Source organism: Sulfurovum iocasae, assembly GCF_047716765.1.
Classification (GTDB): domain Bacteria; phylum Campylobacterota; class Campylobacteria; order Campylobacterales; family Sulfurovaceae; genus Sulfurovum.
In genome coordinates, this window is the sequence record NZ_CP180410.1 from 2,349,771 (window position 1) to 2,376,711 (window position 26,941).

Sequence of the window (26,941 nt, forward strand, 5' to 3'; positions counted from 1 at the left end):
AATGTTAAAAATTTATGGGATCAAAAACTGTGACAGTGTCAGAAAAGCCATAAAGTATCTTAAAGCACAAGAAATACCTTATGAGTTTGTAGATTTTCGGGAAACACCAGTTACAAAAGACATTGTAGGTGGATGGCTTAAGCATACTGACATCAAGACACTTTTTAATACCAGAGGTACTACATACAGAACCCTAAAACTCAAAGAACTTAACCTAAGCGATGATGATAAACAAACCTGGTTAAGCAAAGAGAATATGCTCATTAAACGACCTGTTATTACATTCAATAATGATGTCATAGTTGGATATAATGAATCACTCTATCAAGAAAAACTTGAAAAAATTTAAAGGAAAAATATGGCTGCTTTCGATATAAAAAAACTACTTCAGAGTGTTGTTTCACATGGTGCTTCTGACTTGCACCTTGTGAGTCGCACAGAACCACAGATCAGACTGGATGGTGCACTCAAACCTGTAAACCTTCCTAAGCTTACGGGTGAAGATATTGAAGAGATGTGCTACTCTTTGATCACTGAAAAACAAAAACAACATTTCGAAGAATACGATGAACTTGACTTTGCACTTTTAATTCCCGGCATTGGTCGTTTTAGAGCAAACTATTATCGTACTTTAGGTGATACTGCCGCCGCATTTAGAACCATTCCTATAGATATACCTTCCTTGGACGACCTTGGCGCACCGGAAATCTATAAAAAACTTATGCAAAGAGAAAAAGGTCTCATTCTGGTAACCGGTCCAACCGGTTCTGGTAAATCAACTACTCTTGCTGCTATGCTGAATGAAATCAACCTGTATGAGCACAAACACGTTGTTACAGTAGAAGATCCGGTGGAATTTATACACCAAAATAAAAAATGTGTTTTCTCACACAGAGGTGTCGGTGAAGATACAAAAAGTTTTGCCACAGCACTCAAGTTTGCAATGCGTCAGGATCCAGACATTATCCTCATTGGGGAGATGAGGGATAAAGAGACCATAGAAGCTGCACTCACAGCAGCGGAAACCGGGCACCTTGTTTTTGGTACACTTCACACCTCTTCTGCACCTGGTACGATCAACCGTATTATTGATGTATTCTCCGGAGATGAACAACCGCAGATCAGAGCCATGATCTCATCATCACTTGTGGCAATTATCGCTCAGGCACTTCTGCCTAAACTTGGTGGTGGACGTGTAGCTGCTTCAGAGATCTTGATCACAAATCATGCGATCTCCAACCTTATCCGTGAAGATAAAGTACACCAGATCTATTCACAAATGCAATTGGGTCAAGGTGATACAGGTATGCAAACGCAGACACAGGCACTCTTGAAGTTCCTTAAAGATGGAAAGATCTCTCGTGATATTGCTTTACAGTATGCCAACAAAGCGGATGAACTATCAAAAGCAACACAAGCTTACTAAAAAGCATTTTTAGTGACTTTTATAGATACAATTACGAAAAAACTAGTAAATTAAAGAGGAATATATGGAAAATTTTTCAATGATAGACTTTAACTATTTTGATATTACTATTGGAGCCATAGTACTTATCTTGGGTATTAAAGGTTTTATGAATGGCTTTATCAAAGAAGTATTTGGACTTGTCGGGCTTGTCGGTGGTGTCTATTTTGCCTCTCGTTTTGCCCCAACGGCTGCTGCATTTATAGATACAAACTTCCTTCATCTGGAAAACACTGCACTGCTTAAACTTCTTGGTTTTCTTGCTGTTCTTATCATTGTTTGGTTGAGTGCAACTATATTGGGTTCTATTTTCTCAAAACTTACATCTGCCAGTGGCTTAGGCTTTCTGAATCGTCTTTTTGGTTTTATCGCTGGAGGAGGAAAATATTTTCTTATTTTTGCACTTATCGTTACAGCCCTCTCAAATGTAACACTGGTAAAAGATAATTTAGAAAAATATGTCCAAGACTCTGTGCTTTATCCTTATTTGACAGCAGCAGGTTCAAGCATTATCAATCTTGATCCAAAGGTGCTGGGTTTGGAAAAATCATCCACAACAGAAGTACTTAAAGAAGTAGCAAATCTAAATGAAACAAATAGTACAGAAGTAAGTACAAAAGAGAAAAATGCAACCGTAGATAACAATATAAGTATGGCAACTCATTAAAGGTAACTTATGATCACATATCCTCGTCTTTTAGAAAAATTTAAAATATTACTTAAAAGTAATACACTCAAGTTCACTAAACAAAGAGAACTTATTTTAAAATTCCTTTATGAAAATGAGGGGCATTTTACACCAGAAGACATTTATATGCTTCTTAAAAAAGAGTATCCGGAGATCAACATCGGCATTGCTACGGTCTATCGTACATTAACCCTGCTTGAAGAGTCAGATATCGCAAGCTCTATCTCGTTTGGGGCACAAGGTAAAAAGTATGAACTTGGTCTTAAAAAACACCATGATCATCTGATCTGTACCGCTTGCGGAGAGATCATTGAGTTCTTCGATGAAACCATTGAGGAACAACAAAAAAAGATCGCTAAAAAGTTCAATTTTCAAATGACTGACCATACGATGAAGATCGTTGGACTTTGTGAAAAGTGTCAAGAGAAAGATAAATAAAGCAATCTTTAAAAGGTAACTAGTTACTTGAGTCCACTTCTGAAGTCACCAAAGGGTATAACTTTAGCAGAACTCAGCGTTAGCAATCAATACTTAAAAAAGGTGCTAAAATGCACGTTTTTTAAGTATTGACATATATGGAGCTTTGCTCTATAAGCGTCATATGATAAATAACAACACAGGAGAAACCTTGATATTTGAAAATCAATATATTCAAGAACGTATTAAAAAAACTGAGAAACTAAGAGAAGAGGGAATCAACCCTTATCCCAATCAAGTGCAAAAAGGAACCCCTTCTAAACAATTTTTAGAAGAGTGTGATTACATCAAAGAGCAAGATGCTGATGAAAAAAAAGATGAGAGTAAAACATACTCACTGACAGGCAGACTCAAGTTTATCCGTATTATGGGAAAAGCAGCTTTTGCCAAGATAGAAGATGCAGAAGGTTTGGTGCAGATCTACTATAATAGAGATGAACTTCCTGAAGGTTTCTACAATACTGTAGCAAAGAAACTTTTTGAAGTTGGCGATATCATTGAAGCAACAGGATATCCTTTTGTCACACAAACCGGTGAACTTACCCTTCACTGTAAAGATATGAGAATTGTTTCTAAATCTATCTCTCCTCTTCCGGAAAAGTTCCACGGACTCCAAGATCATGAACTTCGTTACAGACAACGTTACCTAGATATGATCATGAATCCAGAGGTAAAAGAGAATTTTGTGATGAGAAGCAAGATCGTCTCACTTGTAAGAAGATTTTTCGAAGACAAAACATTCCTTGAAGTAGAAACACCTATGATGCACCCTATCCCTGGCGGAGCAAATGCAAAACCATTTATAACACATCATAATGCTTTGGATGTTGAACGTTATTTACGTATCGCACCAGAGCTTTACCTCAAACGTCTCATCGTTGGTGGTATGGAAGCAGTATTTGAGATAAACAGAAACTTCAGAAATGAAGGGATGGATCATACCCATAACCCTGAATTTACGATGATAGAGTTCTACTGGGCATACAAAACCTATATCGAGTTGATGGAGATCACCGAAGAGTTATTTGACTACCTCTTTGATAACCTTAAACTTGAGAGAAAACTCCCATATGGTGACTTAGAGATAGACTTTGCTACACCATTTGCAAAGATTCCATACATTGAATCACTTACAAGTATCGGTGGCGTACCTGCTGATGTTGCTAATGATAAAGAAAAAGCATTGGCTTATCTTGCTGAGCATAATGTAAAAGTAGATGCAAATCTTACACTTGGATACCTGCAAGCTGAACTCTTTGACGAATTTGTTGAAGGTAAGCTCATCAATCCTACATTCATTACAGATTTCCCTGTAGACATCTCACCACTTGCCAGAAGATCTGATGATAATCCAGACATCGCAGAGCGTTTTGAACTCTTTATGGCAGGTAAAGAGATAGCCAATGGTTTCTCTGAACTCAATGACCCTATCGATCAGTATGAGAGATTTAAGGGGCAAGTAGATGCTAAAGAGGCTACTGGTGATGATGAAACGATGCATATGGATACAGACTATGTTAAAGCACTCAGCTACGGTATGACACCAACAGCGGGTGAAGGTATAGGTATCGACAGACTTGTAATGATGCTTACAAACCAACACAGCATCCGTGATGTACTTCTATTCCCAGCAATGAAGCCTGAAGCTCCACGCCCAGAACTTGCTCCTATCTGTGCAGTAGAGAACAAGTGTAAAAAATGTGGTAATGAAAATCCAGATGAACTCAAGCCAGCTAAAAAAGGTAAAGGTATGTTCTGTATGGATGTAGCTGCCTGTAAAAAAAGAATGCAAGAGAAATAACAGAAAAATTTGGATATAAATCCAGTAATAAACCTAAAAAAGGAATACAAATGTCATACGCCATAGAAAGTTTTGACCCAGAGATTTTTCAAGCCATTGAAAACGAAAGAGAAAGACAAACAGACCACTTAGAGATGATCGCATCTGAGAACTTTACAATTCCTGCAGTAATGGAAGCAATGGGTTCTGTATTTACAAACAAATATGCAGAAGGTTACCCGTATAAAAGATATTACGGCGGATGTGAATATGCTGATGTTGTTGAGCAATTGGCAATCGACAGAGCATGTGAACTTTTTGACTGTAACTATGCCAATGTACAGCCTCATTCTGGTTCTCAGGCAAATGGTGCAGTTTATGCAGCACTACTTAAAGCAGGAGAGAAGATCTTAGGTATGGACTTAAGCCATGGTGGTCACTTGACACATGGTTCTAAACCAAGCTTTTCCGGTAAAAACTACTCAAGCTTTACCTATGGTGTTGAGCTTGATGGTCGCATTAACTATGAAAAAGTAATGGAAATTGCTCAAATCGTAAAACCAAAGATCATCGTTTGTGGTGCATCTGCATATGCAAGAGAGATAGACTTCAAGAAGTTTAGAGAGATCGCTGACGCTGTTGGTGCTATCTTGTTTGCGGACATCGCTCATATCGCAGGTTTGGTATGTGCAGGTGAACACCCTAGCCCATTCCCTTACGCTGATGTAGTAACAACAACTACACACAAAACACTTGCAGGTCCTCGTGGTGGTATGATCATGACAAATGATGAAGATGTAGCTAAGAAAGTAAACTCTGCTATCTTCCCAGGCCTCCAAGGTGGGCCACTTGTACATGTGATCGCAGCTAAAGCAGTTGGATTTAAGTACAACCTTTCTGACGCTTGGAAAACACATGCAAAACAAGTCAAAGCAAATGCCTCTAAGCTTGCTGAAGTACTTGTAGCCAGAGGGTACGATGTAGTCTCTGGCGGTACAGACAACCACCTTGTACTTGTCTCATTCTTAGACAAAGACTTCTCCGGTAAAGATGCAGATGCAGCACTTGGCGCAGCAGGTATCACAGTAAACAAAAATACTGTACCAGGCGAGACAAGAAGTCCATTTGTCACTTCAGGTGTACGTATCGGTTCTCCTGCACTAACAAGTAGAGGGATGAAAGAAGCAGAATTTGAGATCATCGCAAACAAGATCGCTGATGTTCTTGACAATGTAAATGACCATGATCTTCATGCAAAAATTAAAGATGAGATGAAAGAACTTGCTTCTAATTTTGTAATTTATGAAAAATCAATCTATTAGGTCGAATTATTAAAGTTTTTGATTTAGAATTTACTACAGATCATTACTACATTAAACGTCCTTCGATTGTTGAACAGATACAGTTCAACAATCGTACTTTCTATGCCAAATTTGAACGTATAGATGAACCATTAACTCCCCTAGTTTTAGATCAACATCTCGACAGACAATTTATCATCGCAGTTCCACTTCTTAAAGATAATCATACAAACTATTTAGTTTTGGAATACAAAGGTGAAGAGCACCAGAGATTTCATCATCTTGTAAAACATCTTTTTAACACGCTTGAGATAAAAAATTATCATATCTACCAAGGTAAAGATGAAGAAAAGGTACAAGTTTTTATAGAAGTAGATAATATTCCACTACAAGAAGCAGAGTTACAACTTCAAGCCCTTTCTCTTGCACTTAAACAAAAACTAACCAAAAAATGGAAATGTTTACCCTCTGCTTCTCTACCGGAAGCTTATAATATTGTTACGCTTCCATATAAAGCAATTTAAATCTTAATATCCAAATATTCCTGTTTCAAAACCTTATAAAGTTATATATGGGTACCTCTAATAACCCTAATATGTTCATAACATCACTAGCTTTTGTCTAGGCTAGGCACTCTTTTGAAGTCCTAGCCCCGTAGCTAAGTCAAAAAAGAGTAACGACGCATAGGTGAAAGCTAGTGATGCCCACAGGGTGGGCTTTGCAAACGCAATCTTTCACAAGATACTTACTTCATCTTAGCTTTGGCTAGGACTTGGAAGTCTCTTGCAAAATCTTACATTTGCAAAACCCATTATGAACGTATAGGGTTATTAGAGGTGCCCATATTTTATAAGGTTTTCAATTAGATCAATTATCCTTTACTATAAGTTTATGAAAAAACACTTTTTAAAAAGCACTAATCCTTTCAATCACCCAAAATGAAGATAATCCACCTATGGCATAAACAACTATAGTTTCAACCTTCTGAAGTATGTTTGGATGTTTAAGAGCGTGTAATGCCAAACCAATTAACACTATGGTAACCACAAACATTAACTGACCTAACTCCACACCGATGTTAAAGAATATAAGTGCCAAGGTAATGGCTTGTTCTGGTAGACCTATTTCAGCAAGTGCACCTGCAAAACCAAAACCATGAAGCAAACCAAAAATAAAAGCTATTACCCAAGGATAACGTGAAGTTAAACCAACTTTACCTTGCTTTTCATGTACTATTTCCATTGCTAAAAAAAGTATACTTAATGCTATCATAGCTTCAACAGGTTCTTGCGGAACATGTATAAAACCTAGTGTTGCTCCTGCCATAGTGATACTATGTGCAAGTGTAAATGCTGTAATGGTCCATAACAGACGTCGCATACTTTTAACGATAAGAAGTAAGGCAAATACAAATAAAAGATGATCAAATCCCATAAGGATATGCGTAATACCCAACCATGTATAGGTTTTAACAACCTGCAATGAAGAAGTAACCTGAGGAACTTGATAAGAAGTTTTAGTAGGTGTTAATAATATAGATTGGGAAGTAACATTCATAAATTCTAAACGTAGTAACAAGTCCGTATTTGTAGTATTTAAACCTTTTAATGCCAATGTCTTTCCCACAAGCCCGTCTTCACACTTTACACTCCAACGTTCTAAGTATGCATTATTTACAAAGTGCGTGCTTACAGGTGTAGTATTTGTACATTCTTTTGGCAGTTCTGCTTTGATATTTAGTTTTTTACTGCCTTTAGCTGGGACTTTAAGTATGAGTGCAAAAATATTTTGTTTAATCTCTTTGACTTCTAGGTAGGCAGGTCGAACTTCATCCGCCATGAGATTTACGGTATGAAACAATAAAACAAAAAGAAGAGCTAGAGTTCGCATCATTATTTAGCACTTATATTGGCATCTTTAAGCACTTCATCATCTACGATAATTTCATAATGCTGATACAAACTCTGATAAAAAACTTCATTTGCTTGATCTTGTTTAAAACGCATCCACTCTCTCTCAACACGTTCTCGCATTTCTGAAAGAGGAGCTAGACGTGCTTCTGTACGTTTGTGAATATATATCAAATGTATACCATATGCAGACTCAAAAGGTCCTGACCAAACATCTATTACAGAAGTAAAAGCTTGCTCTGTAAATGCTTTTCCAAACATACTGATAATGTCACTTTTTCTTTCATTACTAAAGTCGTATGGTAGCAGTGAACGGTCCCCAAAACTAATAGTATCTTTAACAGTTGTTGTTCGTAATTCTTCTAATAGATCTTGGGCATCTTCTTCTAAATTAGTACCATGTTCTTTAGGATCAAGATAGACTTGAGAAAAAGAGATCGTAGCAGGTTTTATAAACTTTGAAGGATGTTCCGATAGAAACTTTTTCAACTCTGCTTCACTTGGTTTATCAACAACACTCAAATCATTGAAAAGATATTTCATTTTTTGTGCTAAACGACGACGGATGATCATATCATCCTTATCCAATCCCATCGCCATTGCTTCACGGTACAATACCTGTTCACGTATATCATACTCAAGCTGTTTTTTCATTTCTTCTGCCGTAGGAGGTCTTCCTTTTGCTTTAAAAAAAGCATTTGCAAGGGTGTCTATCTTGGTTTTAGTGATGATGATTTGTTGGTTATTATTATCATCGCTTGTTTTTATCTGAGAAAAAAGAATAAAAATCCCTATACCAATGAGAAGGAAGTGAAAAAGTGGTTCACGTAATAAAGCATAAAGTTTAGAATGTTTGGTCATAGTAAAAGTGTTCCTAATAAAAAAGGGTAACGAAGCAAGAAGATGCTTCGTTTGTAAAATTGATTATAAATTATTTTTTCTTAGGTGTATACCAGATTGGTGAAGTATATGCACGTTCTGTTGTTATCATAGGTACTTTCTTTGGCATAGTGATATTGTAATATTTAGATTCATATGCAGTCCATCTTGGTGTTGGAATCTCAATCACTCTAACATAGTAAAATGCACTTTGCGTTGCATCAAAATCAGGGTCAGTCCATACAGTAATAAGTTCAGGATCACCAATCGTATTTGTCCAGGTTGCTTTAGCAACATCTACAGTATTACCAACAGATGGTAATTTACCTTTGGCATCTGGTTTACGGTTATCTGACCATGCTACATCATACACTTTTTCATGTAGTTCATCTTTACTGTCCATCCATCCTTTAATGATCTGAATGCGGTCAAGGTTACCACTCAAAGGATCTTTCATAGCAGCCACAAGGAAGCTAGGTGCTTTTTTACCCTCAGGTACTGTTGCTAAATCTCCACCCATCGGAGTACCTTTAGCATATCCTATTTTTGCAGGTAGACGGGTATGAAGATCATCTTTTGTAAACTCCCAACCACCAAAGAAACGTACAGTCATGCGGCTTCCCGTAGTTGCATAAGTCTCTTTACGCTGCATCGCATCAAAGATAGACTCACGTGTATTTTCTTCTGCCCATACCGCTGCATAACCAGAAGCCAATGGAGAATACCCTGCATACTCAAGATCTCCCATTTTTGCCATAGGGTGTTTGTATCTGTCTGGTCCAGGTTCTCCACCAGAATGTTTACCATAGAAATTATCTTCTTGTGCTGTTGCTAAACCTGTGTGACTGTCAGTTGAACCGATCAAACCAAATTTATAGGGGTTGGTCCCTAGATTTTTTTCCATTCTTAGTCCAAGTTTTAGTGCAGAACGAGCATACTCATGTTTTAACATATCATCTGTTTTTAACTCAGACAAGTCAAGGTTACCCTGGTCCCATGTACCATAATCAGCAAACTCATCATTGGGAGACAAGAAAGGATGCGCTTCACCATCCCCTTTGATCTGTGTTGCTTCATAAAGTCTTTCACGCTTTGCACGTGCCTCTACATACTCTTTGCCTATTTTAGTTCCAAAGGCTTTGGTCTCAGGGAACATAAGTGCATTACTCAAGTTACCATTGTGTGCGATGGCTAAAACCTGTCCGGCAGTTTTTTCTTCGTATCTATCCATCCATTTCCATAGATCTACAGGGTTTGTACTTCCTAGTGGTGCTGTAGCAGTAAAAGGTTCCATAAGTTTAGCTCTAGTCGCACCATCACGGTAGATGATATTGCGGTGTAGGTTTTTACCTTTAATCAAAGAGGTCCATTCATACCCTATAAAAGCTGTAAAGTGACCTGGATCATTGGCATCTTCAGCAGCATTGATGATGTTATCCCATGTATTGCGGTAAACACTTGTACCAGGTAACGCTGATAACTCTTTGGGAAATTTATCTTGTGAAAAGGCAGCAATCATCTCAGCAGCAGCCTTCACGCTTTGCTGACCTCCCTCATTTATCATTGCGTTCCATTTACGTCCCTTTTCGCTTGCCATCACATAAGGTGCTCCATCCTTTAACTTGGGGAAGAAACCCATATTGTCAGAGTGGTCCGTAACTACCAAAAAGTCCAAAGGACGAGAGAGTCTCACAGGCTGACCTGTAGAAGAGATAACCTCTTGACCTTTAGCAAATTTGTAAGCATCAGGTGGTAAAAGGGTTGCACCAAAAGCGCCTGCATCAAAAGAGATAGAGGTATGCAGGTGTGTATCTCCCCACATCGGACGATCAGGGAAATGACGCTCTGCATAAGGAGAATATGTCTGCTTTTTCTCACCAGCATAGAGAGAAGAAGGATCATCAGTAACGATACCTCCACCAGAAGCAAATGCACCTTGAGATAATGCCAATGCAAGAGAGAGTACTACTGAAATATGGTTTCGCTTAGAGAATGGATTTGATATGTTACGCATGTTTCTATCCTTTTGCTAATAAAATTATGTCTACTTTCTATTCTAGCAGATTAAATTTTAAATATCAATTTGAAATACAAATAATATATAATAAAATAAAATTATGAAACTGTTGACCCTTTCATTTATTGTGAGAGATTATTTCATACACTTCTAAAACCTTATAATCTAACATATTTTATAACGTTTATCGTTGTAACGACGTTTAGAGACCATAAATATGTAACCAAGTATATAAAACCTTATAAAATAGTCTATATAGTAGGTTTTATAATGAAAAGTATTAAAGAAAACATACACTCCAAAGTGTTCTTCATGATATATCAGTATCCGTTATCATATATACGATACAATAACTTTTAAAATAAAAAATGGATAAAGATGTTTGAAAATATATTAAGATTTTTTGTTAATAATAGTAGATTGAACTATTTTCTTTTTATCTTAGTTTTCATCACCGGTGTAGTACTTTATACCAAAACTCCTAAAGAGATCTTCCCCTCTTTTGAACTTGATATGGTTTCTGTTAACGGATACTATGCCGGGTCTTCCATTGATATGCTTGATAAAATGGCTGTTAAAGAGATAGAAACTGAACTCAAGAATATAGATGGCATTGACAAAATGGCAACTGTCATTTCTGCGGGTAAATTTAATATTATTTTAGAACTGGAAAAAAGAGTAGACAAATACAACACTGCAGATAAAGTCAAGGATGCCATTACCCTGACCAAACAATATCTTCCAAGTGATATGGATGAGCCAAGCGTTAAAGTTTTAGAGATCAAACGAGATCTCATGCGTATTGCTGTTTCATCCGATAAAGTCTCCCATGATGAATTGATAGAGGCTGCCAATGTACTGAAAGACAAAATCACGATACTGAAAAACATTTCAGAAGTCTCTATTTTTGGTGATTCAGACAAATATTATGATATCCGCCTCAATAGTGAAAAAATTCGTGCATTAGGTCTAGATGAGAATAGTGTTGTTACTACACTATCCGGACTTTCTTATATCTTTCCTATAGGTACCATTGAAGATAGTAAAAATGGGCACTATTTTATCTCAACCTATAATGGTCCTAAAGATGCTGATAAAATGCTTCAAAGTCGCATCAAAGTTTCCGATAAAACACTCTATCTCAAAGATATCGCCACCGTTTCCAAACGCTATGAAGATACAGCTACCATGTATTCTATCGATACCAAACATGCGGTAGATCTTTCTGTCAAACAAAGCAGCATAGGAAATGCTTTAGAGCTTTCAAAAGCTATTATAGCCCTCGTAGACCAAAGTAACCTGACAAGCAAAAACATCACCTATACCATTCATGATGATAGATCTGAAGCGATTAAAGATCGTCTTAATATTGTCATTTCAAATATACTCTTGGGGCTTATTTTGATTGGTCTGTTGGTAGCACTTTTAATCAACAAAAGAATGTCTTTCATCATCTCTTTGGGTATCCCTACCTCTTTTGTGATGGGTGCTATTTATCTCTATCTTGCAGGGTATTCCATCAATATGATCTCACTGATCGGTGTACTCATCGCACTGGGTATCATCGTCGATGATGCTATTGTAGTAAGTGAAAATATTCAGCAGCATATCGAAGAGGGACTGGAACCTAAAGAAGCCGCTATTCTTGGGGCGAAAGAGATGTTTAAGCCTGTTACCATCGCTTCACTGACAACACTTTTTGCCTTCATCCCTGCTCTTATGATGAGCGGAACCATGGGAGAAGTGATCAAACTCATACCCATTGCTGTTTCTGTACTTGTTTTAGCTTCCCTGATAGAATCTTTTCTCTTTTTACCCATTCATGCAGCACACGTCTTAAACAAAGAACAAAAAACCACATCATGGGAAAGTGTCAATCGATTCTATAGTTGGATCATCCACTTTTTTATGCGATACAAAAAGACTTTTTTACTACTTTTTATTATTTTGGTTCCGCTCTTTATCGTGATGGGTATAAAAGCCAGTAAGTTCCAAATGTTTCCTCAATTTGATTCAACTACCGTCAATATTACGCTCAAAGCAAATGTCAATACTAAAACAGAAGAGACGATCGAGTACCTTAAAGCCATCGAAAAAGATCTTTATGAAAGAAAAGACCAGTTCTTTATCTCACATGTAGGTTCTGTTTCCGGTTGGAGAAGAGACAGTGCAGGAAACTCTGAGACCTATCCTTATGTGGGACAGATCACCATTGAACTGCAAAAGCTCAAAGCACAGAATTTTGTAGATAAGTTCATCACTCCTACACTTAGTTTTTATTATGATGAAGAGGGACGTACAAGGGAAGATAAATCAGTTATTATTGCAAAAGAGTTACGTCACTTTTTAGAAACACAAAAATATAAAGAGAAATTCAACCTCTCTGATCTTGCCATTGTAGAGCGTAAAGTAGGGCCCATTAAGTCTGACCTTAAGATAGGACTTGTCTCAGATGACAATCAAAAGGTGATACTCTATGCAGAAAAAATGAAAGATGCACTTCGTCATATCGATGGAATAGTCTCCGTCAACGATGCTATGAACTATGGTGTAGATGAGATCAAACTTCAAGTCAACTCTTATGGTGAATCTCTAGGTTTGAGTGAACAAAAGCTAGGAATACTCCTCTCTAATTTTTATCTAGAAAGAAAAATAGGGTTTGCTTTTGATAGCAGTGACCTGCTGGAATTAAAAATCCGATCTGTACAAAAAGATTCTCTGGATGTACTCAAAAACTTCCAGATCAAACTTGATGATAACCAATTTGTTGCACTCAAAGATGTGGTTCACTTTAATGTGATCAAATCTTTTGAAAAGATCATCAAAGATAGTGGTGAGAAGAATTTTTATATCTATGCCAATGTGGATAGTAAAAAAATTACCGCTACCGAAACACTTGAGCAAATAGACTCCATTTTAGAAGAAGCAAAAAAAGATGGTATAAAGATCATCCTTAAAGGAGAAGAGGAGAAGAAAAAAGAGCTTAAGAGTGACATGATGGCAGCCAGCGGGGTTGCGATGCTTCTCATCATGCTCTCACTTCTCTATCTTTTCAACTCTTTTAGAGAGACTTTTATGATGATGTCTGTGATTCCTTTTGCTTTTTTAGGTGTTCTCATCGGTCACTTTGCACTTGGAATTAACCTCTCCATGCCTTCTATCATCGGTATGCTTGGTCTCTCCGGAGTTGTTATCAACGATGGTATCATCATGGTCATGAATCTTAAAAAAGCAAACAATATGAAGGAGATCTTCTTCTATGCCTCCAAAAGGTTCAGACCTATTATACTCACTTCGGTTACTACACTCATTGGTCTAAGTTCTCTTGTCTTTTTCCCGACAGGACAAGCTGCCATTTTCCAACCTATGGCGATAGCATTGGCCTTTGGACTTGCATGGGGAACTGTACTAAATCTACTCTACCTTCCTGTACTATACACCATTCTCAATCAAAAAAGGTTGGGAATATAAAGTTTTAATATAAATAAATATGATATAATCACTTCAAAATAAAATTTGGAGCCCTTCCCCTTATGAATGATCACAATTTAGATGACCTAATCATCGATAATATCGAACCTAAAAACGCTAAAACAAAGAGTTTTTTAACTATTATTGCATTACTGATCGTTGTTTTGATCGTAGCAATTATCCTTACAAAGATCATACTCAAGGATCCAAATGCGGATAAAATGGCTTTTGAAGAGAATAACACAGAGATGATCAGTCCAGAGCTTACACTGCAAAGTGCTGCTGAACCTAAACCGGCAAAAAAAGAACCGGAACTTTCAAATATTATAGAGAATGCACTTAAGAGTCCTGCTCCGGTAGAAGAAGTTGCTAAAGAAACAGTGGAGATAACAAAAGAAGTTGTTCAAGTACCTAAGCAACCTGAAGTGAAGACAGAAGCTGAAGAAGAAAAACTACAGCAAGAATATGCAGAAATCAGAAAAGCTAGAGTTGAAAAAGAAAAAGCTGATGCAAAAAAAGCTGCGATGAAGAAAGAAGAGGCAAAAAAGGAAGTAGCAGAAGTGGCAAAACCTGTTCCAACACAAATCATAGAAAAAGCAAAAGAACGTCCAACCGGAAAACCTGTGAATGTTCCAGCTCCAAAGCCTGTTACATCACAAACTTACTACATTCAAGTAGGTTCATTTACACAAACACCTAGTTCACAATTCCTAAGTATCATTAAGAATAGTGGTTTTAACTATAAGATCACATCTCCAACAAGTTCAGGGACAAAAAAACTGCTTATCGGACCATATAAAGATAGAAAATCTGTTGATGCAGCTCTTGTACGAGTAAGAGACCGTATCAATAAAAGTGCCTTTGTGGTTAAAAAGTAAGTTTCATTATGCATAAAACAATTCTCTTTGACCAACTGACACCTGTCGCTCTTTACGGAAAGATCAAAGCACTTTTCCCTGATGAAGTGACTATGCTCTTTGAGAGTGTGCTCAATACAAGTGAGGGGAACTTCTCTTTCATTACCATAGGGGCACAAGAGCGTCTAAGCTATAAAGATAAAACAACAACCTATACAAATACATCAGGAACTAAAAAAACCTTGGAAGAAGACCCTTTTAGCTTTTTAAAGTCTTATTATGCCTCTGTTGATAAAGCAGACTATAAAGAAAAAGCTTTAGAAGTAGGATTCTCTTTTGTCGATGGTTTTATAGGTTTTATCGCTTATGATATGGTGAAAGTATTTGAACCTGTACTTGAAGAGAGTATGGACAACCTTTTAGATCCACTGGGTACACCTGACCTTGATCTCGTACGTCCCAAGATCATCATTGCCTATTCTCATAAAAATGCAAAACTTACACTCATTTTAAATGATGACTCTATGCAAAATGGACTTGAATCCATAGAAAATATTTTGCATGATTCTTGTACTCCAATGTCACTTAAAGCTGTAGAACTTGAGGGTGAAGGAAGTTTCAGTATCGATGAAGAGTGTTTTAAAACTCTTGTTGATGAGTCTAAAGAGAGTATCCGTTCGGGTGATATCTTTCAAATTCTCCTTTCAAACAGATACACCCAAAAAGGGAAGATCGATCCTCTGAGTTTCTATAGGGTATTACGTTCTAAAAACCCTTCTCCATATCTTTTCTTGCTAGACTATGAAGATTTCTCTATCTGTGGTTCTTCTCCCGAAGTAATGGTAAGACTTACAGAAGGTGAAATACTCCTTCGCCCTATCGCCGGTACGCGTAAACGCGGTAAGAATGCAAAACGTGATAAAGAGCTGGAACTTGAAATGTTAGGTGATCCTAAAGAGTGTGCAGAGCATTTGATGCTTATAGACTTGGGTCGAAACGATGTAGGTCGTGTAGCACAGACAGGTACCGTTAAAGTCACAGATATGATGCGTGTAGAGAAATACTCGCATGTGATGCATATGGTCTCTGATGTTGAAGCCTTACTGGAAGAGGGAAAAGACATGTTTGACCTTTTTGCCGCAACATTCACTGCAGGAACGATGACAGGTGCACCAAAGATCAAAGCCATGGAGCTCATCGCAGAATTTGAAGGACTTAAACGTGGTTTCTACTCCGGGTCGGTAGGTTATTTCTCTTTTGACGGAAACATGGACTCAGCCATTGCCATAAGAACTTCTCTCATAAAACCAGACAGCATTACCCTTCAAGCAGGTGCTGGAGTAGTAGCTGACTCCATACCGGAACTTGAGTACCTTGAAGTAAAAAACAAACTTGCTGCCCTGCTCGCTACGCTTAAAGAGATGGAAACGCTTTAGAATTCAAACAGCATCATATGTGCTGTTTTAAAGGTGTAAACTTAAATCTACTTTCACTCTTGACATCCTCTCCCTATATTTCGCTATACTCTAAAAATAAATTTTTTCTTAAGGGAGATAAAATATGAAAAAGTTTTACAAAATTATAGTTATGCTGCTCTTTGGAGCTACTATCTTGTATGCAGGAGATGGTCTTTCACAGCCACATCTTGTGAGTACAATTCCAAGTCTAAATGATGACAATGTTCCACCAAACACTACACTCTCTTTTACTTTCGACAGTACTATAGTTGAAAACTCTATCAAACCTCATACTATTACGCTTAAACAAAAAGAACCGAGTAAACATAAGATAAAAGGTAATATATCTGTAGTGAACAAAAACACTTTAGTTTTTTCACCACAGCAGCAACTAGAAAAAGGTGTTTATGATATTAAAATAAAATCTTTAAAACTAAAAGATCCTGACACAAATGAAATAAAGCCAAAAACTAAATGGCAAAAGTTTATAGCTTGGCTTTGTGGTCTTGTGTATGATGACATAAATGATTGTCCACTCTGTCAATATGTTTGTGACCTACAAAAACACACTAAAACTAAAGCAATTAAGTATATGTTTGAAGTCAAAGATGATGCACCAAAAGTCACATCTATTATTGCAAGTCAAACGCTCATAGAACTCTCTGAACATAACAGTACACAACTAAGCATCACTGCTACGTATGATAACAATAACAGTGAAGATATCACACAAAAAGCCACTTATACAAGCAGTGACAGTTCAGTAGCAGATGTAGATAAAGGTTTGGTTAGCACTTTCAAAGAAGGAAGTACAACACTTGAAGTCAGTTATGGTGGTAAAAATATAACTATAACAGTAGAAGTGTATGAGATGATAGAAGGACATCTTCTTCCACATAAACCTCAAGATCCAGATGCAACACTGCTTGGAGTAGATAAAAACAATAACGGTGTACGGGATGAAGTAGAACGATGGATATATAAAGATATGCCTACATATCATCATCCTGAGATTGAGAGGGTGATTGCGATGCAGCAAGCAAAAGCTTATCAGCTTAATCTTTCTGATGTTAATAATACGAATGATATACCTATTGATGCAGTTAACAGAGGAATTGATTGCTGGGCATACTATATCCGTTCAAAACAAATACCTTTTAATGAATCTTATATCTCAATGGATAAATATCTTGCAAAACTACAAGATAAAGTATTTAACACTAAAGAACGTTTAAAAACCTATTTTCAGTTCAACAAAAATTTAGGCATTCGTGTTTTTACAGATACACAAGAAACTGTTAATAACTGCGATACAGATATTGATCTACTGCCATAAAAGATAGATGATGAAAAGAATTATATTATTTATAACTTTAAGTTTAGTGGCACTTTATGCTAAACCATGTATGACCGATATCTATACGCTGAATGGAGTCAATACTAGTGATACGAGTATCAATGGAAAGCCCAGTGATGCTAGAAAAAATATGAAAGCACTAAAAGAGTTCATGCTCCATTGGGGAGATCCAGCAACACTTCTTGACCCTCAAAAAAATGGGCAAGATTATCAGTTCAAATATGTATACAATCCATCTTATGGACTCAGAGATGATATGCTTGAGACCTATTATCAACTTAAAGAGAGTGGGCAAATATCAGAGGGATATTTTACATTTATATTAAATCTTCTTACTGTAGATCTTGGTCTTAATGGACTTGTTGAAAAGTATAAAGAAATTATTTCCAGATATGAAGGAGATGCACAAGGTATCTATAACGCCTATAATAATTCTAGTTTTTCCCAAAAACATAATCTTTTACTGGTTGCACATTCTCAAGGTAATTTAATGGGTAATAAAATATACACTATGCTTACTACAGAACAAAAAAAGAAATTTCGTATGATTTCAGTAGGAACACCTGCCAATCATGTAATGAAGCCAAATCAGACAGCACCTTATGTGACTACAAGAAATGATTTTGTTATCAATAGGGTTCAGGGTGCACTTTCTGGTAATGTTGATGGTATAGGTCATAATTTTATCAATGTATATCTTGGGAGTTCATTTGAAGCTCGTACAAAAATAGCCCTTCATGTAAAAAATGCTTATGATAATCTCATGCAGACTACCAGTTGTTTAGTATATGAAGCAGTATATATGAAGATATATGACGTTGACACTTTGGAGGTATATGCATTTACAACAAATACTTTCCCTCGATATCACGACCTTTTAGACACTATAGCACTTGAGACGTATGATGCCACACGGGATAGCAACAATGAGCTAACTTGTGGTTCACCCACATATCGTTTAAGTCCAAATACTGCATTTTCCAGCTGTACCTATGGGACTGGAACCTCTTGTAGCTGGAAACCCGGTGCTTTATATAAAGATGTACTTGAACAACGTAAAGGTACAACACACCATGTTTTACATAATGGAAAGTGTACTACTCTTTCTCTCAGTGGTGAATTATATGATTTAGTCGAGAATGCATTGAAGTGACCATTTTTAAGAGTTATAAACATATAGTCTAAGAGAATTTCGACTTGTTCCCAAGCTCCTGATTGGGAATGCAGACATCACTTCAGAATAAAGAAAAGGTTAAATCCACCGCTAGGTGGTATAATAATATCAACCATTTGGTTCTCACCTAATAGTGATATGAACTTATGATTAAAGTTTAAATCTATGTATGCATTCCCACGCTGAGCATGGGAACAAGAAAAATATATTACTTTAGGAAACTAAAATATGCCAAAACAACTCTTTGCCATCTTTGGAAACCCTGTCTCACATTCAAAATCACCTCTTATGCATAACCTCTCCTTCCAGGGATTAGGGTTTGATGGATGTTATACACGTTATTTATTAGAAGATGGTGCGACACTCAAAAAAACTTTTTTTGATCTCGGGCTCAAAGGTATCAACATTACCGTACCACATAAAGAACATGCCTATAATGCCTGTGACGAGTTAGACCCATTTGCCAAGAAGGTAGGTGCGGTCAATACCATAGTTGAAAAAGAAGGAAAACTCTACGGATATAATACCGATGCACCAGGATTTTTAAAAGCAATCTCTGAGTTTAAAGATATTAAAACCGTACTTTTTTTAGGTGCGGGAGGTACAGCACAATCTACAAGCAGCATTTTACGTGATGCCGGTTATGAAGTCACTCTTCTCAATAGAAGTTCAGGTCGTCTGGAACGATATAAAGATGAAGGCTTTGAAACCTACACTTTTGACACCTTTATATCTGATATAGCTCTGCCCAAAGTATATGATCTCGTTATCAACATGACTTCGGCGGGACTTGAAGATGATTCACTCCCTGCACCACTGGAGATACTAAAACAAGTTATCCCGACAGCAAAAGCCTGTGTTGATGTCATTTACGGAAAAGAGACACCTTTTTTAAAGCTTGCTAAGTCATATGGTAAACCCACTAAAGATGGCAGTGATATGCTACTTTACCAAGGGATCATCGCATTTGAACATTTTACAAACCATCAATACTCTTTTGAAGAGATCGAACCTCATATGAAAAAAGCATTTATGTTATAAGGCTGAGATGATGAAGAAGTTTCTTACAGTTATTATACTTATTCTCCTTCTTCTATCTATCGTCATCTGGCTTAACCTCCCCAAGATCACCCCTTACTATACACAACTTGCCAAAACCCGTATCGGACTTAACTTTGACCTCCAGCCAGAGTCTCAAAAAGATGCTCATTTTGTAGGTTCCAAGAAGTGTCAAGAGTGTCATGAAGAGAACTACCATGACTGGAAAAATTCCATGCATGCCAAGATGATCCAAGAGATAAAAACTGACACTTCTGCAGTGGTGGCTGATTTTTCCAAGTTACCTGAAGATGCTGACTTTACCCTTGCTCAAGCAGTCTACACTATAGGAAGTAAATTTAAACAACGCTACATGATATCTGCACAGATCAATGGTAAAGAAGATTTTAGACTGGGCAACTATCAGTGGAACAGTCAAAGCAAAAAATGGCAATCTTTTAAACCCTATAACTACTGGTATAAAGACTCGTACCCTCATGACAATAAATCGTTTCCTACATCTACTACCTGTGACGGGTGTCACTTTACAGGCTATATGTCTACAGGAAAACGAGAAGAGCTCTCCATCTCTTGTGAGAGTTGTCATGGACCGGGAAGTAAACATGCCAAAAATCCTAAGAGTGCCATCTTCAAGGCTAGTCTCTCTGACCCTATGCGTACCAATGAGGTCTGCTTTCAATGTCATATGCGCAATAGAGACAAACGCATAGAAACACAAGATGCAACAAGCAAAGATCTCTGGATGGATGCTAAAGATTACCCGGATGGATATGAACCGGGAAAACCACTCATCAATTATAAACTTCCAGCTCCTTTTTCACCGGGAGAAGAGACAAAAGAGTTTTGGGCAAATGGTGCAGCAAAGAAAAACAGAACACAGGGAAATGAATATATTCATGACCGTATGTACAAACACGGGATTACCTGTATCAACTGTCATAACCCTCATAAGCTGACCAATACAGCAAAAAAACCTGAGGGAAATGATGCATGTATGAAGTGTCACTCTTTTGGTTCTATCATTGGACCACACCAAGACAGGCTTGAAGATCACACACAACATAAAGCGGACTCAAAAGGCTCTCTATGTATAGAGTGCCATATGCCTAAAACAGCTAAACATACAGCTAAGTCACCTCTTACTGTACGTTCACATCTGTTTACTTTTACCTACCCTGCACAAACTAAAGCATATGGTATGCCACCTGAAACAAATGCCTGTTATGCTTGCCATAAAGACAGAACATTGAAAAGTTTGCAGGACGATCTTAAAAACTGGGGTAAACTTGAGTGGGAAAAACTTGAACTATCCAATACAAGTTTTTAGTAATTGAACCATCTATTTGACTTCAATTAACCTTTTGTGACTAAAATAGAATATCAATAAAAAGGTAGATAATGATTAATATCCTTATGATCGAAGATGATCCTGAGTTTGCAGAACTCCTGAGTGAATACCTCTCACAATATGATATAAAAGTAACCAATTTTGAAGATCCTTACCTGGGTTTGAGTGCTGGTGTTAAAAAGTATGATCTTCTCATTCTTGACCTTACTTTACCTGGGATGGATGGGTTGGAAGTATGTGAAGAGATGGTTCAGAAGTATGATATCCCCATCATTATCTCCTCTGCCAGAAGTGACATTGCCGATAAGGTAGATGCGCTTGCACTTGGTGCAGATGACTACCTTCCTAAACCGTATGATCCTAAAGAAATGTATGCACGCATCACTTCTCTACTCAGACGTTACAGTAAAGCACAACCACAAGAGACAGCGCCTCAAGGTGATTTTGAAATGAAAGGAGATACTATCTACTTTAAAGGCGAAGCGCTCTCCTTAACACCTGCAGAGTATGAAGTACTCTCTTTACTCGTAAAACATCAAGGCATGACCCAGTCACGTGAACAGATCATCAATACAGCAGGAACCATGAGTATAGACTCACAAGGGAAAAGTCTTGATGTGATCATCTCTAAAATACGAACAAAACTGGGTGACAACAAACGTATCCAGGCAGTACGTGGTGTAGGATATAAACTCGTATGACAGGACTCACTTCCCTACGCAGTAAAATTAATTTAGTTTTTTTTATTACCATACTGCTTCTTTCTATACTATTCACTGTATCAATTAAATACGACCATGCCAAATTTGAGGAGCATACTGCAGTTCAAGAGAGGGTTATGTCACACTATCTTTATATGTATTATCTCAAACATGGAGAGATAGACAAAGCCTATCTGGATGCCCAAAATATCTCGCTTATTACAGATAAAGGTAAAAAAGTTCAAATAGAACGATACTTTAAAGACAAAGGAAAGCTCAAACGATATGCTGTTGATACTTACCATTTAAAACGAATTATCATCATCAATAACGATAGATTTAAACTCATACTTGAGAATAAAAATAAGATGAAATATCCACTCAAGCGTGTTATGGTATTTACAATTGTTTTTCTCTTGATCATTCTTCTTTATCTCTGGATCATTAAAAGTTTAAAGCCTCTGTCTGAACTCAAAAATAAGATACAAACATTCTCTCAAGGGAACCTTGATATAGAGTGTAAAAGTAATAGCCAGGATGAGATAGCAGAGGTTGCCAATGAGTTTGATCATGCTGTTACTATGATACGAGAACTACTTCAATCACGTCAACTCTTTTTACGTGCCATTATGCATGAACTTAAAACTCCTATAGCCAAAGGACGGTTAGTCAGTGAAATGCTCCATGACGAGAAAAATAAAGCACGTATGCACAGTATTTTTGAGAGGCTTAATCTTCTTATAGATGAGTTTGCCAAAATTGAAAAGATCACTTCTAAAAATTTTGAACTTACCATCAAACCTTACAAGATGAGTGACTTACTTGAAGCCAGTATTGATATGCTAATGATAGAAAATCCAAAACATCTTATCACTACGGAGATCAAAGAGGATTATATACTGGAGGTTGATTTTGAACTTTTTACCCTTGTCATTAAAAACTTACTTGATAATGGTATTAAATATAGTGTAGATAAACATATCACTGTCGTTATAGATGAAAATAGACTAGAGATAATTAACAGGGGAGAAGCCCTTACAGAGCCGTTAGAAAACTATTTCAAGCCTTTCCATACTTCTAAAAAAGGTTTGGGTTTAGGACTTTATATTGTAAAGAGTATTTTAGATATTCATCAAATGGAGTTGGACTATCAACATAAAGAGAGTAAAAATATCTTCACGGTAGGTTAACCTGAACTATTACATAGTCCAGGTTTAAAATAAAATTATTTATCAGTTCCTGCGATCGTATCAGAAAGCATAAATGAGAGTTCTAAAGCTTGACTTGCATTGAGTCTTGGATCACATTGTGTGTGGTAACGACTGGCAAGTCCTTCTGCGGTAATAGCACATGATGTACTTCCTGTACACTCAGTTACATCATTACCCGTCATCTCCAAGTGGATACCGGCAGCTACTGTCCCCATCTCTTTATGGATAGCAAAGAACTGTTCTACTTCACTCAAAATGTTATCGAAATCTCTTGTTTTAAAACCACTTGAACTCTTCTCAACATTTCCATGCATAGGGTCACAAGACCAAACAACATTTCTACCTTCATCTCGTACACGTTTAAGAAGTTTAGGAAAATACTTTTTAATCTCACTCGCACCCATACGAACGATAAGATTAAGTCTACCCTCTTCGTTATCAGGATTAAGTGCATCGATAAGCTCTATAAGCTCATCTTCTTCCATACTTGGCCCTACTTTACAACCAATAGGATTTTGGATCCCTCTAAAGTACTCAATATGTGCTTCTGTAAGATCTCTCGTTCTGTCACCTATCCACAACATATGCGCTGAACAATCATACCAGTCACCAGTCTCTGCATCTTGTCTTGTCAGTGCCTCTTCATAATTCAAAAGCAATGCTTCATGTGAAGTATACATCGTAGTTTGATGAAGTTGAGGCATAGTATCACTGTTAAGACCACAGGCAGCCATAAACTTCATTGAATGATCTATCTTAGTACTCAACTCGTCATAACGTTTACCCAGTGGATTGTCTTTAATAAAATCAAGATTCCATTGATGCACTCTATTGAGATCAGCTAAGCCACCTCTTGAAAATGCACGTAACAGGTTAAGTGTTGCTGCCGATTGGTTATACGCTTTGAGCATATTGTAAGGGTTCGGTACTCTTGCTTCTTCTGTAAACTCCATACCGTTGATGATATCTCCACGGTAACTTGGCAATTTAACACCATCTACCTCTTCAAAGTCCGAAGATCTAGGTTTTGCAAACTGTCCGGCGATACGCCCTATTTTAAGCACTGGTTTACCTGTACTGTACATCAATATCATATTCATTTGAAGCATAAGTTTAAAAAGGTTCTTTATACTTTTTGCATCAAAATCAGAAAAACTCTCTGCACAATCTCCACCTTGAAGTAAAAAAGCCTCACCACGTCCGGCTTTGGCTAATTTCTCTTTAAGATTTCTTGCTTCACCCGCAAAAATTAGTGGTGGGTATGAGCTTAATACTTCTTCTACTTTTTTAAGAAGCTCTTGATCTTGATATGTTGGTTGTTGCTTTATAGGAAAATTTCTCCAACTACCTGGTGTCCATTTCATGGTACATCCTTAGTGGGCTTTTATGTTGCCCGAAAATTAATGACAAGATTATATCTTAAAACGTATGAAAAGAATATGGATAATAGAGATCATAGTAAAAATATTTAAAATATTTTCATATTTTTGAGGTAAATTTAAGAATAAATATGTATTTTCACATGGTGAATAAGTTGTGAATAACTCATATTAAAGAATGAAACCCGTGTTTTAGGGCTATACAATAATAAAGTTACTTTTTGATAACAAAAGTCACAAAGTTTGCCCATTGAAAAACAGTCTCAACATTTTTAAAACCGGCATCTTTACACATCTGTATATTTTCTTTTATGGTAAAAGGGATAAGTACATTTTCCAAGGCTTCTCTCTTTTGTGCTATCTCATATTCACTGTAGCCCTGCTCTTTTTTATACTCATAATAGATGTCTATCATCTGTTTATCAAGCTTCTTGTCATTAAAAACAACTTTCTCTGAAAAGATAAATACTCCATCATCATTCATCCCGTCATAAATCTTCTTTACAAGTTCCAAACGCTGCATAGGACGGATAAACTGCAGGGTGTAGTTAGCAACCACCACATCTTCATTCTCATAATCATAAGTAAGCATATCTGCAAATTCCAATGTTATATCCGCACCAAAAGCCTGACATTTTTGCTCTGCTCTGTCTAACATTGCTTGAGAATTATCTAAGCCTTTAAGTTGCATCTTTGTATCCATCTTACTATGCAGATCAAGTAGAAATTTTGCCGTAGAAGAACCAAGATCAAGTACTTTTTTACCATCAGCCTGCTCTGCCAATATCAATGAGATAACCAATTTTCGTACCTCATCATAAAAGGGCACAGAACGACTCAACATATCATCAAAAACAGAAGCCACAGCTTCATCGAATTCAAACATTTTTTCTATGGGTTCTTTAAATACTTTATCTTTATTCATTGCCGTAACTACACCTTCTATTCATAATTTCTTCCATCAAAAGTCTAATCCATTTTTTTACTGATGATCTCTGCCGCTTTGACGATCGGATAGTTGGTCGGGGCTGCTGTCAGGAGTGGATGGGTGGCGACCTGAAGAGACATCAGAGAATAAACTGAAACCTTTTCCTCAATGAGCAGACCGATAATATTGATCAGCTCTCCCACTTCCGGTCCACCGGTGATCTGGCCTCCTATGATCCTTCCGCTATGATTCATGGCGATGAGTTTTACAGATTGTTTTACAGCATCAGGGATTGTGGCCGGATGGCGGTTCATCCCTTCAAATGTTCCTGTAACAATATCAAGGTTCTGTATCTTGGCCTGCACTTCCGTAATACCTGCAGATGCAAAGGCTCTATCCAGGATCACCGTTGAAAAGATGGCTATCGTACCATTAAAGCCTTTGATATATTTAAGTTTATAGAGCGAACTACCGGCTGCTCGTGCTTCAGCAACCGATGTGGATGCAAGCATCACCTTGGATGGTTCACGGGTAATGAAATCACGCCTTGCCGCACAATCACCAACCGCAAAGATATCATGATTTCTGGTACGCATATACTCATCTACCCATATACCACCGTATCGCGCAAGTTTCAATCCGGCTTTTTTTGCCAGATCAGTGTCAGGTTTATAACCTGTTGCCAGGATAACGACTTCACTTTTGATCACTTTGCCTCCACTGAGCTCCACCCCCGTTACAACACCGTCCTCTTCTTCGATGGAATCAACATAATTCCCGAGTTCCAGTGTAATACCAACTTTTTTTGCCAGCTCTTCAGCCTGGTTTGCCAATTCTACGTCAAATGCAGTATTGAGCATATGCTCTGCACCATCGATGATCGTTACTTCTTTTCCCGATTTGGCAAACTCCAGACCAATTTCAACCCCGATAAACCCGGAGCCGACGATGGTGATCCGCTGTTTCGTATCGACATAAGCTTTAAGCTGATCGATCTTTACTTTGCTTTTGGGTATTGTAAACACTCCTTCAAGTTTGGCCGCTTCACTCATCGTGGGACGGACAAAGGGTATTGAACCGGTTGCAAACACCAATTTGTCAAAACTTATTTGCACATCTTTTGTATAGGCTTTTTTATTCTCAATACTCACCTCATCTACAACACCGACCATCGTCGTAACACCTGTATTTTCCACCGGTGCGCAGGAAGCAACATTTTTTTCGGTACTTCCCAGAATATCTCCAAACACATAGGGTATGGCGCAAGGTACAAGCTGCTCTTTATCTTCACGGATAAGAAGGATCTCTTTTTCCGGATTGTGCCCCTTGGCAGTAATAGCCGTTATACTACCAGCTGGTCCACCACCGATAACCAATACATCACATTGAACTTTTTTCATTGTTTCTTCTTTATGTTTATTTCTTTATTAGTTCCCTATTTTACACCCATCAACGTAATTGTATGCTTGTTTTCCCTTATAA

General features: G+C 37.3%; 22 protein-coding genes and 1 pseudogene. 17 read left to right on the forward strand and 6 right to left on the reverse strand.

All coding sequences use genetic code 11. The annotated features are described in order from the left end of the window. The first annotated feature begins 1 nt into the window (after position 1). From ACLHDG_RS11495 to ACLHDG_RS11530, 8 genes and pseudogenes are all read left to right on the forward strand, one after another. Positions 2-349, forward strand: coding sequence for an arsenate reductase family protein (locus ACLHDG_RS11495; RefSeq protein ID WP_415406378.1), 348 nt, complete (start codon positions 2-4; stop codon positions 347-349). A 9-nt stretch (positions 350-358) separates the two neighbouring features. Further along, positions 359-1,426, forward strand: coding sequence for a type IV pilus twitching motility protein PilT (locus tag ACLHDG_RS11500; RefSeq protein ID WP_415406379.1), 1,068 nt, complete (start codon positions 359-361; stop codon positions 1,424-1,426). Positions 1,427-1,490: 64 nt separating this feature from the next. Then, entirely contained in the window at positions 1,491-2,132 is a 642-nt protein-coding gene (locus ACLHDG_RS11505) for a CvpA family protein (protein WP_415406380.1), read from the forward strand. A 9-nt stretch (positions 2,133-2,141) separates the two neighbouring features. After that, on the forward strand, positions 2,142-2,591 hold the full coding sequence (locus ACLHDG_RS11510) for a Fur family transcriptional regulator (protein WP_415406381.1): 450 nt from the start codon (positions 2,142-2,144) through the stop codon (positions 2,589-2,591). 190 nt (positions 2,592-2,781) lie between these two features. After that, the gene (lysS, locus tag ACLHDG_RS11515; RefSeq protein ID WP_415406382.1) at positions 2,782-4,431 is read left to right on the forward strand and encodes a lysine--tRNA ligase; all 1,650 of its coding nucleotides are present in this window, start codon (positions 2,782-2,784) and stop codon (positions 4,429-4,431) included. 50 nt (positions 4,432-4,481) lie between these two features. After that, a complete protein-coding gene (locus ACLHDG_RS11520; protein ID WP_415406383.1) occupies positions 4,482-5,732 on the forward strand; it encodes a serine hydroxymethyltransferase in 1,251 nt (416 codons plus the stop codon). 8 nt (positions 5,733-5,740) lie between these two features. Next, positions 5,741-5,923 (forward strand): annotated as a pseudogene (locus tag ACLHDG_RS11525) (DUF1882 domain-containing protein); the annotation flags it as partial. 30 nt (positions 5,924-5,953) lie between these two features. Next, a complete protein-coding gene (locus ACLHDG_RS11530) occupies positions 5,954-6,235 on the forward strand; it encodes a hypothetical protein (RefSeq protein ID WP_415406384.1) in 282 nt (93 codons plus the stop codon). A gap of 382 nt (positions 6,236-6,617) precedes the next feature. Here the strand turns inward: ACLHDG_RS11530 and ACLHDG_RS11535 are convergent, their stop codons facing one another. The 3 genes from ACLHDG_RS11535 to ACLHDG_RS11545 all read right to left on the reverse strand — a co-directional run bounded on the left by ACLHDG_RS11535 (position 6,618) and on the right by ACLHDG_RS11545 (position 10,514). Then, positions 6,618-7,604 (reverse strand): HupE/UreJ family protein, encoded by a 987-nt coding sequence (locus ACLHDG_RS11535; protein WP_415406385.1) that lies wholly within the window; start codon positions 7,602-7,604, stop codon positions 6,618-6,620. Further along, positions 7,604-8,482 carry a peptidyl-prolyl cis-trans isomerase gene (locus tag ACLHDG_RS11540; protein ID WP_415406386.1) on the reverse strand — a complete coding sequence of 293 codons (879 nt, stop codon included), beginning with the start codon at positions 8,480-8,482 and terminating at the stop codon, positions 7,604-7,606. The genes ACLHDG_RS11535 and ACLHDG_RS11540 overlap by 1 nt, the downstream gene beginning before the upstream one ends. A 70-nt stretch (positions 8,483-8,552) precedes the next feature. Beyond that, complete coding sequence (locus ACLHDG_RS11545) at positions 8,553-10,514, reverse strand: DUF3604 domain-containing protein (RefSeq protein WP_415406387.1); 1,962 nt, start codon at positions 10,512-10,514, stop codon at positions 8,553-8,555. A 381-nt stretch (positions 10,515-10,895) separates the two neighbouring features. Between ACLHDG_RS11545 and ACLHDG_RS11550 the strand changes: the two genes are divergently transcribed. The 9 genes from ACLHDG_RS11550 (at position 10,896) to ACLHDG_RS11590 (ending at position 23,131) form a co-directional block, all read left to right on the forward strand. Further along, positions 10,896-13,988, forward strand: a complete 3,093-nt coding sequence (locus tag ACLHDG_RS11550; protein ID WP_415406388.1) for an efflux RND transporter permease subunit — start codon at positions 10,896-10,898, stop codon at positions 13,986-13,988. A gap of 62 nt (positions 13,989-14,050) precedes the next feature. Then, positions 14,051-14,866 (forward strand): SPOR domain-containing protein, encoded by an 816-nt coding sequence (locus ACLHDG_RS11555; protein ID WP_415406389.1) that lies wholly within the window; start codon positions 14,051-14,053, stop codon positions 14,864-14,866. Positions 14,867-14,874: 8 nt separating this feature from the next. Further along, positions 14,875-16,281 carry an anthranilate synthase component I family protein gene (locus ACLHDG_RS11560; RefSeq protein WP_415406390.1) on the forward strand — a complete coding sequence of 469 codons (1,407 nt, stop codon included), beginning with the start codon at positions 14,875-14,877 and terminating at the stop codon, positions 16,279-16,281. A gap of 124 nt (positions 16,282-16,405) precedes the next feature. Continuing rightward, positions 16,406-17,638: an Ig-like domain-containing protein gene (locus ACLHDG_RS11565; RefSeq protein ID WP_415406391.1), complete on the forward strand. Its 1,233-nt coding sequence runs from the start codon at positions 16,406-16,408 to the stop codon at positions 17,636-17,638. Between the two features lie 10 nt (positions 17,639-17,648). Next, positions 17,649-18,812 (forward strand): hypothetical protein, encoded by a 1,164-nt coding sequence (locus tag ACLHDG_RS11570; protein ID WP_415406392.1) that lies wholly within the window; start codon positions 17,649-17,651, stop codon positions 18,810-18,812. A gap of 249 nt (positions 18,813-19,061) precedes the next feature. Next, positions 19,062-19,874 carry a shikimate dehydrogenase gene (locus tag ACLHDG_RS11575; RefSeq protein WP_415406393.1) on the forward strand — a complete coding sequence of 271 codons (813 nt, stop codon included), beginning with the start codon at positions 19,062-19,064 and terminating at the stop codon, positions 19,872-19,874. 10 nt (positions 19,875-19,884) lie between these two features. Continuing rightward, positions 19,885-21,219, forward strand: a complete 1,335-nt coding sequence (locus ACLHDG_RS11580) for a multiheme c-type cytochrome (protein WP_415406394.1) — start codon at positions 19,885-19,887, stop codon at positions 21,217-21,219. 71 nt (positions 21,220-21,290) lie between these two features. Further along, positions 21,291-21,941 carry a response regulator transcription factor gene (locus ACLHDG_RS11585; protein WP_415406395.1) on the forward strand — a complete coding sequence of 217 codons (651 nt, stop codon included), beginning with the start codon at positions 21,291-21,293 and terminating at the stop codon, positions 21,939-21,941. Beyond that, on the forward strand, positions 21,938-23,131 hold the full coding sequence (locus ACLHDG_RS11590) for an ArsS family sensor histidine kinase (RefSeq protein WP_415406396.1): 1,194 nt from the start codon (positions 21,938-21,940) through the stop codon (positions 23,129-23,131). The genes ACLHDG_RS11585 and ACLHDG_RS11590 overlap by 4 nt, the downstream gene beginning before the upstream one ends. A gap of 35 nt (positions 23,132-23,166) precedes the next feature. Here the strand turns inward: ACLHDG_RS11590 and ACLHDG_RS11595 are convergent, their stop codons facing one another. The 3 genes from ACLHDG_RS11595 to ACLHDG_RS11605 all read right to left on the reverse strand — a co-directional run bounded on the left by ACLHDG_RS11595 (position 23,167) and on the right by ACLHDG_RS11605 (position 26,859). Then, on the reverse strand, positions 23,167-24,516 hold the full coding sequence (locus ACLHDG_RS11595; RefSeq protein ID WP_415406397.1) for a class II 3-deoxy-7-phosphoheptulonate synthase: 1,350 nt from the start codon (positions 24,514-24,516) through the stop codon (positions 23,167-23,169). A gap of 229 nt (positions 24,517-24,745) precedes the next feature. Next, positions 24,746-25,456 carry a carboxy-S-adenosyl-L-methionine synthase CmoA gene (gene cmoA, locus ACLHDG_RS11600; RefSeq protein WP_415406398.1) on the reverse strand — a complete coding sequence of 237 codons (711 nt, stop codon included), beginning with the start codon at positions 25,454-25,456 and terminating at the stop codon, positions 24,746-24,748. A 44-nt stretch (positions 25,457-25,500) separates the two neighbouring features. After that, entirely contained in the window at positions 25,501-26,859 is a 1,359-nt protein-coding gene (locus ACLHDG_RS11605) for an FAD-dependent oxidoreductase (protein ID WP_415406399.1), read from the reverse strand. Positions 26,860-26,941 lie beyond the last annotated feature (82 nt).